Consider the following 15942-nt stretch of genomic DNA (forward strand, 5'->3'; position numbering starts at 1 on the left):
TCTGGGGAGCACGGCGGCGTGCGCGCCCGCGGGCGCGAAGGCGAACTGCTCGGCGTCTACGTCGAAGACGCCCTGTCCGAAGCCCCGGACGCCGCCGAGGGGTCGGCCGGAGCCGAATCCTCCGCCGCCGAAGGGGGCGCTTCCGGAATCGCCGTCAGAACCCCCGGGCAACCCCTGGAGGCGGGCGAGGAAGCTCTCGGAGGGCGGCGGCGGCGCGGTCTGCGCGAAGACGCTCTTGAGGCGGCGCTGGGCGTCCGCCTCGGTCTTGCACTTCGGGCACGTCGCCAGATGCGCCAGGACGCGCTCGCGGGCGTCGTGGCCCAGCTCGCCGTCGACCAGGGCGGCGAGCCGGTCCCCGAGGTGCTCGTCGGCCGCGGTCCCGCGGCGCTCGGCAGGATTGAGACGTGATCCACTCACGCGGGCGCGCCCCCTCCGCCGAGGACGGGGACGCCCGTGGTCGCGAGCGAGCGGCGCTCGGCGCGGGCCTCCGGTGAACGGTGCTTGAGGGCCTTGCGCAGCTGGGAGCGCCCGCGGTGGATGCGGCTGCGGACGGTGCCGAGCTTCACGCCCAGGGTCGCGGCGATCTCCTCGTACGAGAGCCCCTCGATGTCACAGAGGACGACGGCGGCACGGAACTCGGGCGCGAGCGTGTCGAGGGCCTGCTGGACGTCGGCGTCGAAGTGCGCGTCGTTGAAGACCTGCTGGGGCGAGGGCTCACGGCTGGGCAGCCGCTCGGCCGCGTCGTCCCCGAGGGCGTCGAAGCGGATGCGCTGCTTGCGGCGGACCATGTCCAGGAACAGGTTCGTCGTGATGCGGTGCAGCCAGCCCTCGAAGGTGCCCGGCGTGTACGTCGACAGCGAGCGGAAGACACGGACGAAGACCTCCTGCGTGAGGTCCTCGGCGTCGTGCTGATTGCCGGTCAGGCGGTAAGCGAGCCGGTAGACCCGGGCGCTGTGCGTGCTGACGATCTCCTCCCAGGTGGGCGGAGTCCACGCCTGCGAGCCCGCATCAGCGGCAAAGGTCGCGGTCTGCTGCGCGGAGTCAACGGTGCGGAATCGGTCAGCGGTGTCGGTCACGGATTTCGGCTCACCTGCCGACCTGAGAAAGCGCCGAAGCACTCCTCCCCGATCCACAGGCGCAGCCGCACCTCCCCTGTCGGCTCTGGTGGTGTCCAGTGGAGCCCCTACCATAGCCACCTCGCCCGTTAGCTCCGGATAAGCGTTTTTACTCAGATTTGCCACTCGGTCTCCGGGGGCCGCTGCGGCCTCCGGATGTGTCGCTGTCACCACGTGCTGTCCCCGGCTTCTCCCCACACTTTCCCCCTGCTCTTCCAAACGCCCGGTCCCATCTGCGAGTTCCCGCCACCAACGGATAAAGTCACGCGCAGGCAACCACGGGGACAGGAGAGGGCCATTACCGGCAACCGGCAGACGAGCTGGGCGTTCGCCGACGCCTTTGTCGCCGAGGACGACGCGACCCGCTGGGCCCGCGACCGCGCCCGCGAGGCGGGGCTGCGCTCGGTGTCCCCGGGCGCGGGCGCGGCGCTGCGGATGCTCGCTGCCACGGTGGGGGCCAAGGCCGTCGCCGAGATCGGCACGGGCACGGGCGTGTCCGGAATCCATCTGTTGCACGGCATGCGGCCGGACGGCGTGCTGACGACCGTGGACCCGGAGCCGGAGCGGCAGCAGTTCGCCCGGCAGGCGTTCCGCGCGGCCGGCTTCGCCAGCAACCGCGCCCGATTCATCCCGGGCCGGGCGCTCGACGTGCTGCCGCGGCTCACCGACAGCGGGTACGACCTCGTCTTCTGCGACGGGGACCGGATGGAGAGCCTGGAGTACCTCGCTGAATCGTTGCGCCTCCTGCGCCCCGGGGGTCTCGTCTGCTTCGAGGGGATCTTCTCGGACGGGCGGACCGTGGACTCGGGCCCTCAGCCGGTGGAGGTGGTGCGGGTGCGCGAGCTGCTGCGCGCGGTGCGCGAGTCGTCCGAGCTGGTGTCCTCGCTGCTGCCGGTCGGGGACGGGCTGCTCTGCGCCGTCAAGAGGTGAGTCCGCCCCGGTCCTGACGGCCCGCAGGCCCCGCGCGGCCCCGGACACACGGCTGCCCCGGCACCGAGTGTGTGCCGGGGCAGCCGAAAAGGTATGGTCGCTTCCGCGTCAGCCGACGACCTTCTTCAGCGCGTCGCCGAGGGCATCGGCCTCGTCCGGCGTCAGCTCGACCACGAGCCGACCGCCGCCTTCGAGCGGAACGCGCATGACGATGCCCCGCCCCTCCTTGGTCACCTCGAGCGGGCCGTCACCCGTTCGCGGCTTCATGGCCGCCATGCTCGTTCCCCTTCCTGAAACCAGCTCATCGTCAGCCGACGGCCCACTGGCACGGGCACACGTCACCGGCATCGAACACATTGCTTCCAGGCCATTATCCCGCATCAGAGGACCCGATGACCAACATCAGTCGGCATCGCTTGGGCAACGCACTTGAGCAAAACCACCCAATTCGGCGATGTAGCTGCGATACTCCGCGCCTCCGGCCACCTCGTGACGACCGAATTGTTTGACGCAGGTCACATACCCGGGGCCCTCCACGTGTCGTGATCTCCGTCATGCTGTGGGGCGGAGAGCTGAGCGACCGCATAGGAGGGGTCCCATGGCGGACACGGTGCTGTACGAGGTGAGCGACGGGCTCGCGACGATCACGATCCATCGTCCCGAGGCGATGAACGCGATGAACACCGAGGCCAAGGTCGCCCTTCGCGACGCGGCGCAGGCGGCCGCCGCCGATCCCGCGGTGCGGGCGGTCCTGCTGACGGCCGCCGGTGACCGGGCGTTCTGCGTGGGCCAGGACCTCAAGGAGCACGTCGGGTCACTCATGGCCGACCGCGCCGAAGGCCAGGGAAGCACGATGAGCACGGTGCGCGAGCACTACAACCCGATCGTGCGGGCGCTGACCCAGATGCAGAAGCCGGTCGTGGCGGCCGTCAACGGCGTGGCGGCGGGCGCCGGGTTCGGCTTCGCCCTGTGCGCGGACTACCGGATCGCCTCCGACACCGCGTCGTTCAACACGTCGTTCGCCGGGGTCGCGCTGACCGCCGACTCGGGCGTCTCCTGGACGCTGCCGCGGCTCGTCGGACCGGGCCGCGCCGCCGACCTGATGTTCTTCCCGCGCACGCTCACGGTGCAGGAGGCCCACGAGCTGGGGATCGTCAACCGGGTCGTGCCCGCCGCCGAGCTCGCCGCCGAGGCGCTCTCGGTGGCCCGGACGCTCGCCGAGGGCCCCACCGTCGCGTACGCCGCGCTGAAGGAGTCGCTCGCGTTCGGCGCCGACCACTCGCTCGACGAGGCGCTCGAGAAGGAGGACGAGCTGCAGACCCGGGCGGGTGCCTCCGAGGACCATGTGATCGCCGTCCAGGCCTTCATCGCCAAGGAGAAGCCGAAGTACCTCGGCCGCTGACAGAGCCCGGATCCGGGAGCCCGGAGCCCGGAACGCCGGAGGGAGCCGGAGCAGGGGCCGGGCGGGCGTCAGGTCCGTCTGGCCCAGCAGTCGGCGAGGTGGTCGTCGACCAGGCCGCACGCCTGCATCAGGGCGTATGCCGTCGTGGGGCCGACGAAGCGCACGCCGCGCTTCTTCAGGTCCTTCGACAGGGCCTTGGACGCGTCGGTGATCGCCGGGACGTCGCTCAGGGCACGCGGCCCGGGGCCCTTGGTGCGCTCGGGCGCGTGCGACCAGATGAGGCGGTCCAGCTCGCCCTTGTCCCAGCCGGCCAGCACGCGCGCGTTGTTCAGCGTGGCGTCGATCTTGGCCGCGTTGCGGATGATGCCCGCGTCGGCGAGCAGACGCGCCCGGTCGGTGTCGGTGAACCGGGCGACCTCGGCGATCCTGAACCGGGCGAACGCGGCGCGGAAGCCCTCGCGGCGGCGCAGGATCGTGATCCAGGACAGGCCGGACTGGAAGGCCTCCAGGGTGAGCCGCTCGAAGAACGCGTCGTCGCCGCGCACCTCACGGCCCCACTCCTCGTCGTGGTACGCCATGTAGTCCTCGGCGGACACGGCCCACGGGCAGCGCAGCTTGCCGTCGGGCCCGGCGACGGCGCCGGTGACGGGCTCGCTCATCGGTACTCCTCCCCCGGCCCCTGCCCGTATCCGCCCGGCGGGGTGAAGCCGCCCAGGCCGGTGTGCGGGTCGGGGTGCGGATCGGGGTGCGGGTGGGTGTGCGGGTCGGTGTCCTGGGGGAACGGCCTGGTGCGGGCCGCGGCGAGCGCCGACTCGAGCTCGGTGATGCGCGCGTCGCGCTCGGCGAGCTCCGCGCCCAGTCTGTTCAGCGCGTCGTCGACCTCGGCCATGCGGTACCCGCGCACCGCGGTCGGCAGGCGCAGGTCCTCGACGTCCGTGCGGGCCACGGGACGGTCCTGCGGGAGCGGGTCCGCGTAGAACTGGGACGGCTCGTCGCGCAGCGTGCCGGCGTCGCCCCCGCCGAGGACGGCGAGGGTCACCGCCCCGACGACCACGACCAGCGCGACGACCAGAAACAAGAACATGAGCATCCGTGGTGTCCCCTGGGTCGACCGGTGGCTCGGCCGGGCCGCGGTGCGCGGGCCCGAAACCGTCAGGGTCCGATCGTGCCATGCCGCACCGACAGTTAAGGTCGCAGGCGACCGATCAAGTGGGATCCAGAGGAGAGTCACAGGGATGCTCAGGCTGGGCGGACGCGCGTTCGACGCCGACGAGCCGGTGATCATGGCGATCGTGAACCGGACCCCGGACTCCTTCTACGACCAGGGCGCCACGTTCCGCGACGAGCCCGCGCTGGCCCGGGTCGAGCAGGCGATCGCCGAGGGCGCCGCGATCGTGGACATCGGCGGCGTGAAGGCGGGCCCCGGCGAGGAGGTCGACGCCGAGGAGGAGGCGCGGCGGACCGTCGGCTTCGTCGCCGAGGTGCGGCGCCGGTTCCCCGACGTGATCATCAGCGTCGACACGTGGCGGCACGAGGTCGGCGAGGCGGTCTGCGCGGTGGGCGCGGACCTGCTCAACGACGCGTGGGGCGGGGTCGATCCGAAGCTCGCCGAGGTCGCGGCCCGGCACGGGGTGGGCCTCGTGTGCACGCACGCGGGCGGCGCCGAGCCGCGCACGCGGCCGCACCGGATCGCGTACGAGGACGTGATGGCGGACATCCTGGACCTGACGGTGGGGCTCGCCGAGCGGGCCGTCGCGCTCGGCGTGCCGCGCGAGTCGGTGCTGATCGACCCCGGGCACGACTTCGGGAAGAACACGCGGCACTCGCTGGAGGCGACCCGGCGGCTGCCGGAGATGGTCACCACCGGCTGGCCGGTGCTCGTCTCGCTGTCCAACAAGGACTTCGTGGGCGAGACCCTGGACCGGCCGGTCAAGGAGCGGGTGATCGGGACGCTGGCGACGACGGCCGTCTCCGCGTGGCTCGGTGCGCAGGTCTACCGGGTGCACGAGGTGGCCGAGACGCGGCAGGTGCTGGACATGGTGGCGTCCATCGCGGGGCACCGGCCCCCGGCGGTCGCCCGCCGGGGGCTGGCGTAGGGCGAAGCTCGCCCGAGCCGCCCGACGCGGCGTTACTTCCCGGTCTCCTTGGTGACCAGGGTGATCGCCTCCTCCACGTCGTCCGTGACGTGGAACAGGAGCAGGTCGGCCTCGCCGGCCTTGCCCTGGGCGATCACCGTGTTCTTCAGCCAGTCGACCAGCCCGCTCCAGTACTGCGTGCCGAAGAGGACGATCGGGAAGCGGGTCACCTTCGTGGTCTGCACGAGGGTGAGCGCCTCGAAGAGCTCGTCCAGGGTGCCGAGGCCGCCCGGCAGCACCACGAAGCCCTGCGCGTACTTCACGAACATCGTCTTGCGCACGAAGAAGTAGCGGAAGTTCAGCCCGAGGTCGACGTACGGGTTGAGGCCCTGTTCGAACGGCAGCTCGATGCCGAGGCCGACCGAGATGCCCTTGGCCTCGACAGCGCCCTGGTTGGCCGCCTGCATGGCGCCCGGGCCGCCGCCGGTGATGACGGCGAAGCCCGCCTCCACGAGCGCCTTGCCGATGGCGACGCCCGCCGCGTACTCCGCCGAGTCCTCGGGGGTGCGGGCGGAGCCGAAGACGCTGATCGCGGGTGGCAGTTCGGCGAGGGTGCCGAAACCCTCGATGAACTCCGACTGGATGCGCAGGACCCGCCAGGGGTCCGTGTGCACCCACTCCGAGGGTCCCTCGGTGTCGAGCAGACGCTGGTCCGTGGTCCCCGGCCGCACCTGGTCGCGCCGCCGGACGACCGGCCCCGTCAGCTGCTCCTTGGGACGCCGCTTGCCCTCCGGGTTGCTCATCGTCCGCTCCCTTCCTGCGTGGTGGACACGCCCTTACGTAGAGCAAGGGTAGGTCTACGCGGGTTACAGGAGCGGGACCTCGCCGTATCGGGCGGTGTGCGGTCAGGAGGCGGTGAGCCAGGAGGCGAGTACCTTCTCGGCCTCCAGGATCAGCGCCGTGTCGACCCGCTCGTCGATCTTGTGGGCGTAGATCGGGTTGCCCGGGCCGTAGTTCACGGCGGGGACGCCGAGGGCGCTGAAGCGGGAGACGTCGGTCCAGCCGAACTTGGGGCGCGGCTCGCCGCCCACCGCCGCGAGGAACGCGGCCGCGGCGGGGTGGGTGAGGCCGGGCCGGGCGCCGCCGGTGTGGTCGTCGACGACGAACTCCTCGATCGGGCAGCCGGCGAAGAAGTCCCGGACGAACTGCTCGGCCTCGGCCATGGACCGGTCGGGCGCGTAGCGGAAGTTGACGGTGACGGCGCACGCGTCGGGGATCACGTTGGTCGCGACGAAGCCCTCGACGCGGACCGCGTTGAGCCCCTCGTGGAACTCCAGGCCGTCCACGACCGGCGTGCGCGGCTCGTAGGCGGCGAGCCGCTCCAGGATCGGCGCGGCGGCGTGGATCGCGTTGCTGCCCATCCACGCGCGCGCGGAGTGCGCGCGCTCGCCCTTGACCTTCAGGATGACGCGCAGGGTGCCCTGGCAGCCGCCCTCGACGAGTCCCTCGGTGCCCTCCAGGAGGATCGCGAAGTCCCCGGCGAGCCAGTCGGGGTGGGCGTCGGCCACATGCCCGAGACCGTTGAGGTGGGCGGCCACCTCTTCGTTGTCGTAGAACACGAACGTGAGGTCGCGGTTGGGTTCGGTGACCGTCCGGGCGATGCGCAGCTGGACCGCGACGCCGGACTTCATGTCGCTCGTGCCGCAGCCCCACAGGGTGCCGTCCGGGTCGAGCCGCGAGGGCACGTTGTCCGCGATCGGCACCGTGTCGATGTGGCCGGCGAGGACGACCCGCTCGGCACGGCCCAGGTGGGTGCGCGCCACCACGTTGTTCCCGTACCGGTCGACGGTGAGGTGCGGCAGCGCGCGCAGCGCCTCCTCGACGGCGTCGGCCAGCTCCTTCTCGCTGCCGCTGGGCGAGGGGAAGTCGACCAGCTGGGCGGTGAGCAGAGCGGCGTCCTGAGCGAGGTCGAGCGAGGTGCGGTCCATGGCGCCGAGCCTATCCCGCAGGCCACGGGGGGCCTGTCGGGGGACTCCAGTACCTTGGACGCGTGCCTGAGCCCCCTGTCCCCTTCCGGCGCGCCCGCCTCCTGCGACTCGGCGCCGCCGCCGTCGTGCTGCTCGCGGTCGCGACGTACGTGGCCGTGCAGTACGCCACCGGTGGCCGGACGGCGCCCAGATGCACGGTGGTCTCGGCCAACGGGGACGGGGCGCGCTACGAGTTCACGGCCCAGCAGGCGGTCAACGCGGCGACGATCTCGGCCGTCGGCACCTCGCGCGGGATGCCCGAGCGCGCGGTCACGATCGCGCTCGCGACGGCCCTCCAGGAGTCCGGCCTGCGGAACATCAAGTACGGCGACCGGGACTCGCTGGGCCTGTTCCAGCAGCGGCCCTCGAAGGGCTGGGGCACGGAGAAGCAGATCATGGACCCGGCCTACGCGTCGGCGCGGTTCTACGAGCACCTGGAGAAGATCCCGGGGTACTCGCGGCTGCCGCTGACGGTGGCGGCGCAGCGGGTGCAGCGCAGCGGCTATCCGCAGGCCTACGCCAAGCACGAGCCGGACGCGACGCTGCTGTCGGCCGCGCTGACCGGCCGGGCCGCGGCCTCGCTCACCTGCGAGGGCCGCCCGTCCGGGGCCGGCGCGGCGCGGACGGGCGACCCCGCGCGCGTGCGGGACGCGCTGGTGCGCGACTTCGGCAAGGACCTGGCGCCGGTCGCGGACCGCGGGCAGCACTCCGTGCGGGTGCCGGTGGCGCGGACGATGGACGGGGCCGGGGGCGGCACGCAGAAGCGCGGCTGGGAGCTGGCCCAGTGGGCGGTGGCCAACTCGGCGGCACTGCGCATCGAGCGCGTCTCCTACGCGGGCCGGGAGTGGACCGCGGGCGGGTCCGGCGGTGCCTGGCACCGCACGGGCGCGGGCGGGGACGGCGAGGCGGCCGGGGCCCCCGGGGGCGCCGCCGAGGTCCGGATCGTCACCGGGCAGTAGTGCGAGACCTCACCCGGCCGAGGGATGACGGGCGGTGCCGCACGCGGTCCGGAGCGCACGGCCGCCGAGGGCGCCGGGTGATCGTCGGATCCCCTGTCGGCCAAGGGGCGTAAGGGTTCTTCAGACGTGTTCTCCGGGGACACGACAAGCGGCTAATGCCCGGTTTTCTCCTCAGCCGATAATGCGATGCATTGCCGACCCTTTGTCGAGCGGACCCGCAACCTTCCCGGCCCCCGGTTCGGTTGTCACTGCGTCCGGGCGCGCCGCCGGCCCGCCCGGGCAGTCAACGTCCTCTCCCGTCGAAGGAGCATCATGTCCCTCCCCCTGACCCGTCGGATCGCCCGCGTCGCGCTGCTGGTGGCGGCAGGTGCGGCACCCGTGGTCGGTGCGGCCGGATCCGCGAGTGCCGCCGCTCTCCCGGCCACGCCCGACCTGGGCGGCGTGACCGCGCTGGACGGCGCGAACCTGGGCAAGACGGTGGACGGCGCGGCGCAGAACGTGAGCGGTGTCGCGGGCGACACCGGCAGCAAGGCCGTCAAGAAGGCCGTCCCCGCCGCGGGCAAGACGGTCGGCAAGAGCGCGAAGACCGCCACCCCGGCGGCCCAGAAGGCGGCCGGCGACCTGGCGGGCAGCGCCGGTGACGTGGTCGGCGACACGGCCGGCACCGCGACCAAGGGCGGCCTGCCGACCGACGCGGTGGCCAAGGGCGGCCTGCCGGTGGACGGTCTGCCGCTGGGCTGATCACGGCCCCGTACGGGGCGCGACCGGTGACGGGGTGTGGGGAGCTGCTGCGGCGGCTCCCCACACCTCGTTGCGCACCGTCACCCCGTTGTGCGGGTCGCGTCAGGCGAGGCGGGCGACCGCCGCGTCGACGCGCTCGTCGGTCGCGGTGAGCGCGACCCGGACGAACTCCCCGCCCGCCGGGCCGTAGAAGTCGCCGGGAGCGACGAGGATGCCGAGTCCGGCGAGGTGGGCGACCGTGTCCCAGCAGGACTCGCCGCGGCTCGCCCACAGGTAGAGGCTGGCCTCGCTGTGCTCGATGCGGAAGCCGTGGGCCTCCAGGGCGGCGCGCAGCCGGGTACGGCGGGCCGCGTAGCGGGCGCGCTGCTCCTGGACGTGCTGGTCGTCGCCGAGGGCGGCCACGACGGCGGCCTGGGTCGGCGCGGAGGTCATCATGCCGCCGTGCTTGCGGATCTCGAGCAGCTCGCCGAGGACGGCCGCGTCACCGGCGAGGAAGGCGGCCCGGTAGCCCGCCAGGTTGGAGCGCTTGGACAGCGAGTGGACGGTGACGATCCCCTCGTACGAGCCGCCGTTGACCTCCGGGTGCAGGGCCGAGACGGGGTCGGCCTCCCAGCCCAGCTCCACGTAGCACTCGTCGGAGAAGACGAGGATGCCGTGCTCGCGGGCCCAGGCGACGATCCGGGTCAGCTCCGCCCGTGTCAGCACCCGGCCCGTCGGGTTGGACGGGGAGTTGAGCCACAGGAGCCGGACGCCCTCGGGGTCGAGACCGGCCGCGGGGGCGGCGGCGAACACCTCGGCGTCGTAGGCGACGCCCTCGGCGCGGGCGAGGCGGGCGCCGACCTCGTAGGTCGGGTAGGCGAGCTGCGGGTAGGCGACCTTGTCGCCCGGGCCGAGACCGAGCTGGGTCGGCAGCCAGGCCACGAGCTCCTTGGAGCCGACCACGGGCAGGACGTTGCGATGGGTCAGGTCGCGGGCGCCGAGGCGGCGCTCGGACCAGGACACGAGCGCGTCGCGCAGCTCGGGGGTGCCCCAGACCGTCGGGTAGCCCGGGGAGTCCGCGGCGGCCGCCAGGGCCTTCTGGATCAGGTCGGGCACCGGGTCCACGGGCGTGCCGACGGAGAGGTCGACGATGCCGCCGGGGTGCGCCGCGGCCGTCTTCTTGTACGGCTCCAGCTTGTCCCAGGGAAACGTGGGGAGGCGGTCGGAGACTGCGGACACCGGGCGGCTCTTTTCTCTCTCAGGGCGGACTCAGTACTGGTTCGGAAAACAGCCCGGTCCCGTACGGCGGACGAAGCCGTACGGGACCGGGGCCGTGCACATGCGTACCGCTGACCGACGTCAGCCGTTCTGCGGCGGCAGCGCGGCGATGAACGGGTGGTCCTTCTCGATCAGGCCCATCTTCGAGGCACCACCGGGCGAGCCGAGCTCGTCGAAGAACTCGACGTTCGCCTTGTAGTAGTCCTTCCACTCCTCAGGAGTGTCGTCCTCGTAGAAGATCGCCTCGACCGGACAGACCGGCTCACAGGCACCACAGTCGACGCATTCGTCCGGGTGGATGTACAAGGACCGGGAGCCCTCGTAGATGCAGTCGACCGGGCACTCCTCGATGCACGCCTTGTCCTTGACGTCGACACAAGGCTGCGCGATGACGTAGGTCACGCTGTCGTTCCTCCTCGATAGGGCGCTGGCGGGCCTCCACAGGCTCCGCCGCCTGGCGCGCGGGAGCGCGGCGTCGTCGATGCCCGCCCCTAGTATCTCCGTTCCCGGGCATGATCCGAACAGGAGGGGTGGACCGAGCTGTGGAATTCACTGCGGGCGGACGGCTCGAGGTCCGCTTGAACCCGTCTGACGTGGGAAAACGTGTTTCCGTACGACGGGTGGTCGAGGACGGCCCCGCGGGTCGGAAGTTCACGGACACCGTCGGGGTTCTCACATCGTGGGACGATGGTGTGCTGTACATCACACGGAGGGGTGGGGAGGTCGTGCGGATCGAGGAGTCGACGCTGGTCGCGGGCAAGGTCGTGCCGGACGGACCGGCCCGCAGGCGCGGCCCGTCCGCGACGTACCCGGAGCTCGCGCGGGTCTCCTCGCGCGCGTGGCGCCCCCTGGAGAGCGAGCAGCTCGGCGAGTGGGAGCTGCGGGCCGCGTACCAGGAGGGTCCGCCCGCGGCGCGTCGTGGCGAGGCGGCGGCCGGTCGGCGGTCGGGCTTCACGCGACGGGCCAATTCCGTCCTGCCCGTGGGCGATCCGGGCCTCCCCCTCGACGCCGCTCTCGCGCGCGTACGGGACTGGTACGCGGCCCGCGGCCTGCCCGCGTACGCGCAGACGGCCACCGGCGCGCCCGGCACCCAGGAGGCGCTCTGCGCCGCACTGGAGGCGCGCGGCTGGGAGCGGGAGGTCAGCGCGGAGCTGCGCGTCGCGGCGCTCGCGCCGATCGGCGACGCCGTGGACCCCGGCGGCCGGGTCGGGCTGACGCGCACGCCGCACGAGAGCTGGCTCGCCCGCTACCAGCGCAAGGGCGCCGACGAGGTCGCGCTCAAGGTGCTCGGCTCCGGCCCCTCGGTGTGGTTCGCGACCGTGCCGGACGCGAGCGGGGTGCCGGCCGCGATCGGGCGGTGCGTCGTCGACGGTCGGTGGGCCGGGTTCGCCGCGGTCGAGGTCGCCCCGGAGCGGCGCAGGCAGGGCCTCGCGACGCTCGTGATGGCCGCGCTCGCCCGGCAGGCGCTCGACGAGGGGGCCTCCGCGGCCTGGCTGCAGGTCGAGGCAGACAACGAGGGCGCCCGGGTGCTCTACGACGGGCTCGGCTTCCGCACCCACCACGCCTACCACCACTACCGCGCACCCGACCGGGACAGCTGATGACCACCGATCTGCGCCGCCTGTTCGCCGCGGAGGCCCGGGCCGAGCGGCCCGACCTCGTGCAGCTGTGCCTGCTGCTGGCCGCGGAGGCGGATCCCGCTCTCGACGAGGCCGGGATGGACGCGGCGCAGATCGAACTGGACGAGCTGGCCGGCCAGTTGCCGTTCCGGCCGGGCGGGCCGCGGTCCTGGGCGCTCGCGCTCGGCGAACTGCTCGGCGCCCGGCTCGGGTTCCACGGCGTGCCCGGCGACTACCAGCGGCTGGAGTCCTCGCTGCTGCACGAGGTGCTGCGGCGCCGCCGAGGGCTGCCGATCCTGCTGTCCGTGGTGTGGCTGGAGGTGGCGCGGCGGGCCGGGGCGCCCGTCTACGGGGTCGCGCTGCCCGGGCACTTCGTGGTCGGGTTCGGGGACCCGGAGGAGCAGGTGCTCGCCGATCCGTTCGGGGCGGGGCGGGTGCTGACCGGGCCCGACGCGGAGCTGCTCGTGGTCGGGGCGACGGGGGCGCCGCTGGAGCGCTCGATGCTGCGGCCGGCGGATCCGCTGGAGATCGTGCTGCGGATCCTGAACAACGTGCGGACGTGGGCCCAGGCGCGGCCCGAGCGGTCGGACGTGTCGATGTGGGCGGTCGAACTGTCGCTGCTGCTGCCCGCGCACCCGGCGCGGCTGCGGTACGAGCGGGCGCAACTGCTGGTGCGGCGCGGGGAGTTCGTCGCCGGGGCCGCCGAGCTGGACGCCTACGCGGAGGTGCTCGGAGAGGTCGACGACGCGGCCGCCGAGCTGGTGCGGGGGCAGGCGCGGGCGGCCCGCGCGATGCTGAACTGAGCAGCCCACGCGGATCGTGGGCACCCCCTACGGCGAGCCCTTCCCCCTAGAGCCAGCCCTTCTCCCGCGCCACGCGCACCGCCTCCGCCCTGTTGCGCACCGCGAGCTTCTGGATGGCGGTCGACAGGTAGTTGCGGACCGTGCCCTGGGAGAGGTGCAGGGCGCCCGCGAGCTCCGCGTTGGTCCGTCCGTCGGCGGCCTCGCGCAGGATCTCGCGCTCGCGGTCCGTCAGCGGGTTGGCGCCCTCCGCGAGGGCGGCCGCGGCCAGCACCGGGTCGATGACACGCTCACCGCGCAGGACCGTGCGGACGGCCTCGGCGAGCTGCGCCGCCGGGGCGTCCTTGACCAGGAACGCGTGCGCCCCGGCCTCCATGGCACTGCGCAGGTAGCCGGGGCGCCCGAACGTGGTGAGGACGACCACCTTGAGGTCCGGCAGCGCGGCGCGCAGCGCTGCGGCGGCCTCGATCCCGGTGCACCCGGGCATCTCGATGTCGAGCAGCGCGACGTCCACGGCGTGGGCGCGGGCCGCCGCCAGGACCTCGTCACCGCGGGCGACCTGGGCGACGACCTCCATGTCCGGTTCGAGGCCGAGCAGCGCCGCGAGCGCCTCGCGCACCATCGACTGGTCCTCGGCGAGCAGCACTCTGATCGCCGGCTCGTTCTGGGTCGTCATGCGGCGGATCCTACGGAGCCCGCGGGGACCCGGGCCACCAGCAGGAACCCGCGCCCCGGGGCCGGACCCGTGTCGAGGGTGCCGCCGACCGCGGCGACGCGCTCGGCGAGCCCGGCCAGGCCGTTGCCGGGCGGCGCGCCGGTGGGGCCCGCGCCGTCGTCCTCGACGGTCAGCTCGACGACGGGCCCCGCGAGGGTCTCGCGCCGCACGAGGGAGACGAGGCAGCGCCGGGCACCGCTGTGCCGGACGACGTTGGTGACGGCCTCGCGCAGCGTCCAGGCGAGCGCCGCCTCCTGGGTCTCGGGCAGCTCGGGGACCTGCGGCGGGATCTCGGCGCCGATGCCCGCGGCGGCCAGAGCGGCCTGGGCGCCCGCGAGTTCCGCGCCGAGCCGGGGCCGCCGGTAGCCGGTGACGGCCTCGCGGACGTCGACCAGGGCCTGCCGGCTGACCTTCTCGATGTCGGCGACCTGGTCGGCCGCCTTGCCGGGGTGGTCGGGCAGCATCCGGCCCGCGAGTTCGCTCTTGAGCGTGATGAGGGACAGCGAGTGGCCCAGCAGGTCGTGCAGGTCGCGGGCGAGCCGCAGCCGTTCCTCGTTGGCGGCGAGCTGGGCGACCCGGGCACGGGCCTCGCGCAGTTCCCGCGAGGTCCGGACCAGTTCCCGTACGCCGATCATCGAGAAGCCGCCGAGCAGGGTGGGCACGAGGAGCCAGTACTCGGGGCTGCGGTCGATCGTCAGGCCGACGACGATCAGGGCGCCCGTCGTGGCGAGGATCGCCGGGCGGGTCCAGCGCAGCGGGAGGACCGCCCCGCACGCCACCGAGACGTACACGAACAGGACCAGCCACTCCTCGCCCATGGTGACGGACAGGACGACGGCGAACACCGGCAGGGCCGCCAGCGAGCCGTGGACCACGTGCCGGGCCAGGGGCCGTCCGGTCTGCCGCACGACGAGCCCCACGTAGGTGAGGGCGAACACCACGAGCCCGGCCCAGCCGAACACGGTTCCCACGCGCGTGTGGTTGCCCTGCAGCAGATCGGCGGCGGGGCCGCCGAGGAAGGCCAGCCACATGGCGATCCAGAGGATCTTCACGTAGAGCTCGCGCCGGGTCTCCGGCGGCTGGCCGATCCTCGGCGTCCGGTGCTCCCCGTCCGTGTGCGTACTCACGCCTTCAACGTGTCCTTCCGGTACATCCAGGCCGCACCGCCGGCGAAGAGCAGGAAGTAGACGACCATCAGCGCGAGGTCCTTGGCGTGCGGTGCGTCGCCCAGCTCGATGGCCTGGCCGATGCCCGCGTAGGCGTGGGTCGGCATCCACTTGCTGATGTTCTGCAGCCAGTCGGGGAACGTCGTCGCCGGCATCCACAGACCGCCCAGGATCGACAGGCCGAAGTAGACGATCATCGTGATCGGGCGGACCGCGTCGCCGGAGGCGAGGTACCCGATGGCGACGCCGAGCGCGGCGAAGCAGAGGCTGCCCGCCCAGATCGCGACGGTGAGCGCGAGCCACTGCCACGCGTCGTAGCGGACGTCCTTGAAGAGCGCGGCGACGACGAAGACGACGACGATCGACGGCAGGGAGACCACGGCGGCGCTCGCCGTCTTGGCGAACACGTAGCCGCGGCCGGGCAGCGGGGTGAGCCTCAGCTGCCGGACCCAGCCGCTCTCCCGCTCCTTGGCGATGCGCTCGCTGTTGCCCATGAGGACCGCGGTGAGAGCGCCGAAGGAGGCCATGGCCACCATCATGAACGCGGCCAGGTTCAGACCCGTGCCGTCGACCATGGCCGACGTGTCGGACTGGCCCGCGATCAGCAGGAACAGGACCGAGGGGTAGATCACCGAGAAGAACAGGAACTTCTTGTTGCGCAGGGCGCGCGTGATCTCGAGCTTGATCAGGCTGTTCATGCTGCGTTCGCCTCCTCGGCGGCTTCCTCGGCCGACGTGATCGCCACGAACGCCTGCTCGAGTCCGAGGCCGGCGACCTCGAGGTTGCGGGGGTAGACGCCGAGTCCGTACAGCGCGTGCACGGTCGCGTCGGCGTCGGTGGACTGGATGCGGACGGTCTGGCCCGAGATGTCGACCGAGGTCAGGAAGGGCAGCCCGCGCACGGCCGCCTCGTCGATCGTGCCGTCCAGGTCGAAGGAGACCTTGCGGGCGCCGGCCTTCGCCTTGATCTCGGCGGCGGTGCCGTCGGCGAGGAGGCGGCCGCGGTGCAGCACGAGGACGCGGTCGGCGATCGCGTCGGCCTCTTCGAGGTAGTGGGTGGCGAACAGGACGGTGCGGCCCTGGTCGGCCTGCTCGCGCATGGTCGCCCAGAAGGCGTGCCGCGCGGTGACGTCCATA

19 protein-coding genes and 1 pseudogene are annotated in these 15942 nt (G+C 72.9%); 7 read left to right on the forward strand and 13 right to left on the reverse strand.

Features of this window, described 5'->3' with window-relative positions:
• Both GTW43_RS23775 and sigE read right to left on the reverse strand, forming a co-directional pair.
• Positions 1-417 (reverse strand): zf-HC2 domain-containing protein (locus GTW43_RS23775; protein WP_343246101.1); only part of this gene is annotated, 417 nt, incomplete at its 3' end.
• The gene (gene sigE / locus GTW43_RS23780) at positions 414-1190 is read right to left on the reverse strand and encodes an RNA polymerase sigma factor SigE (protein ID WP_161304077.1); all 777 of its coding nucleotides are present in this window, start codon (positions 1188-1190) and stop codon (positions 414-416) included. The genes sigE and GTW43_RS23775, both read right to left, overlap by 4 nt.
• Before the next feature lie 156 nt (positions 1191-1346).
• Between sigE and GTW43_RS23785 the strand changes: the two genes are divergently transcribed.
• Complete coding sequence (locus GTW43_RS23785) at positions 1347-2045, forward strand: O-methyltransferase (RefSeq protein WP_343246102.1); 699 nt, start codon at positions 1347-1349, stop codon at positions 2043-2045.
• Positions 2046-2153: 108 nt separating this feature from the next.
• Here GTW43_RS23785 and GTW43_RS23790 read toward each other — a convergent pair whose 3' ends face one another.
• Positions 2154-2321, reverse strand: a complete 168-nt coding sequence (locus tag GTW43_RS23790) for a DUF3117 domain-containing protein (RefSeq protein ID WP_003966491.1) — start codon at positions 2319-2321, stop codon at positions 2154-2156.
• A 322-nt stretch (positions 2322-2643) separates the two neighbouring features.
• Between GTW43_RS23790 and GTW43_RS23795 the strand changes: the two genes are divergently transcribed.
• Entirely contained in the window at positions 2644-3447 is an 804-nt protein-coding gene (locus GTW43_RS23795; protein WP_161304079.1) for an enoyl-CoA hydratase-related protein, read from the forward strand.
• A 68-nt stretch (positions 3448-3515) separates the two neighbouring features.
• Here the strand turns inward: GTW43_RS23795 and GTW43_RS23800 are convergent, their stop codons facing one another.
• Both GTW43_RS23800 and GTW43_RS23805 read right to left on the reverse strand, forming a co-directional pair.
• Complete coding sequence (locus tag GTW43_RS23800) at positions 3516-4106, reverse strand: DNA-3-methyladenine glycosylase I (protein ID WP_161304080.1); 591 nt, start codon at positions 4104-4106, stop codon at positions 3516-3518.
• Positions 4103-4537, reverse strand: coding sequence for a DivIVA domain-containing protein (locus GTW43_RS23805; RefSeq protein ID WP_237536780.1), 435 nt, complete (start codon positions 4535-4537; stop codon positions 4103-4105). Before GTW43_RS23805 ends, GTW43_RS23800 begins: the two co-directional genes overlap by 4 nt.
• Positions 4538-4682: 145 nt before the next feature.
• Here GTW43_RS23805 and folP point away from each other — a divergent pair, with 145 nt between their 5' ends.
• A complete protein-coding gene (gene folP / locus GTW43_RS23810; protein WP_161304081.1) occupies positions 4683-5543 on the forward strand; it encodes a dihydropteroate synthase in 861 nt (286 codons plus the stop codon).
• Between the two features lie 32 nt (positions 5544-5575).
• Here the strand turns inward: folP and GTW43_RS23815 are convergent, their stop codons facing one another.
• Together GTW43_RS23815 and dapE are read right to left on the reverse strand one after the other, a co-directional pair.
• Positions 5576-6325 carry a TIGR00730 family Rossman fold protein gene (locus GTW43_RS23815; RefSeq protein ID WP_161304082.1) on the reverse strand — a complete coding sequence of 250 codons (750 nt, stop codon included), beginning with the start codon at positions 6323-6325 and terminating at the stop codon, positions 5576-5578.
• A 102-nt stretch (positions 6326-6427) separates the two neighbouring features.
• On the reverse strand, positions 6428-7510 hold the full coding sequence (gene dapE / locus GTW43_RS23820; RefSeq protein ID WP_161304083.1) for a succinyl-diaminopimelate desuccinylase: 1083 nt from the start codon (positions 7508-7510) through the stop codon (positions 6428-6430).
• A 62-nt stretch (positions 7511-7572) separates the two neighbouring features.
• On the opposite strand from dapE, the gene GTW43_RS23825 reads away from it, so the two are divergent.
• Both GTW43_RS23825 and GTW43_RS23830 read left to right on the forward strand, forming a co-directional pair.
• The gene (locus GTW43_RS23825; RefSeq protein ID WP_161304084.1) at positions 7573-8508 is read left to right on the forward strand and encodes a heavy metal transporter; all 936 of its coding nucleotides are present in this window, start codon (positions 7573-7575) and stop codon (positions 8506-8508) included.
• A gap of 312 nt (positions 8509-8820) precedes the next feature.
• Positions 8821-9249: an ATP-binding protein gene (locus tag GTW43_RS23830; RefSeq protein WP_161304085.1), complete on the forward strand. Its 429-nt coding sequence runs from the start codon at positions 8821-8823 to the stop codon at positions 9247-9249.
• Between the two features lie 102 nt (positions 9250-9351).
• Here GTW43_RS23830 and dapC read toward each other — a convergent pair whose 3' ends face one another.
• Together dapC and fdxA are read right to left on the reverse strand one after the other, a co-directional pair.
• On the reverse strand, positions 9352-10467 hold the full coding sequence (dapC, locus tag GTW43_RS23835) for a succinyldiaminopimelate transaminase (RefSeq protein ID WP_161304086.1): 1116 nt from the start codon (positions 10465-10467) through the stop codon (positions 9352-9354).
• A gap of 120 nt (positions 10468-10587) precedes the next feature.
• Positions 10588-10908: a ferredoxin gene (fdxA, locus tag GTW43_RS23840; protein WP_161301852.1), complete on the reverse strand. Its 321-nt coding sequence runs from the start codon at positions 10906-10908 to the stop codon at positions 10588-10590.
• 140 nt (positions 10909-11048) lie between these two features.
• Between fdxA and GTW43_RS23845 the strand changes: the two genes are divergently transcribed.
• Together GTW43_RS23845 and GTW43_RS23850 are read left to right on the forward strand one after the other, a co-directional pair.
• Positions 11049-12107, forward strand: coding sequence for a GNAT family N-acetyltransferase (locus tag GTW43_RS23845; RefSeq protein ID WP_161301851.1), 1059 nt, complete (start codon positions 11049-11051; stop codon positions 12105-12107).
• Positions 12107-12928 (forward strand): transglutaminase-like domain-containing protein, encoded by an 822-nt coding sequence (locus tag GTW43_RS23850; RefSeq protein WP_161301850.1) that lies wholly within the window; start codon positions 12107-12109, stop codon positions 12926-12928. The genes GTW43_RS23845 and GTW43_RS23850 overlap by 1 nt, the downstream gene beginning before the upstream one ends.
• A 46-nt stretch (positions 12929-12974) precedes the next feature.
• Here GTW43_RS23850 and GTW43_RS23855 read toward each other — a convergent pair whose 3' ends face one another.
• The 4 genes and pseudogenes from GTW43_RS23855 to GTW43_RS23870 all read right to left on the reverse strand — a co-directional run.
• A complete protein-coding gene (locus GTW43_RS23855) occupies positions 12975-13601 on the reverse strand; it encodes a response regulator transcription factor (protein ID WP_161301849.1) in 627 nt (208 codons plus the stop codon).
• Positions 13598-14767 (reverse strand): sensor histidine kinase, encoded by a 1170-nt coding sequence (locus tag GTW43_RS23860; protein ID WP_343245990.1) that lies wholly within the window; start codon positions 14765-14767, stop codon positions 13598-13600. Before GTW43_RS23860 ends, GTW43_RS23855 begins: the two co-directional genes overlap by 4 nt.
• Positions 14764-15504 (reverse strand): ABC transporter permease, encoded by a 741-nt coding sequence (locus tag GTW43_RS23865; protein ID WP_161301848.1) that lies wholly within the window; start codon positions 15502-15504, stop codon positions 14764-14766. The genes GTW43_RS23860 and GTW43_RS23865 overlap by 4 nt, the downstream gene beginning before the upstream one ends.
• Positions 15501-15942: pseudogene (locus GTW43_RS23870) on the reverse strand (ABC transporter ATP-binding protein); the annotation flags it as partial. The gene GTW43_RS23865 and the pseudogene GTW43_RS23870, both read right to left, overlap by 4 nt.

The sequence above is a fragment of the Streptomyces sp. SID5785 genome, from assembly GCF_009870065.1.
GTDB lineage: Bacteria > Actinomycetota > Actinomycetes > Streptomycetales > Streptomycetaceae > Streptomyces.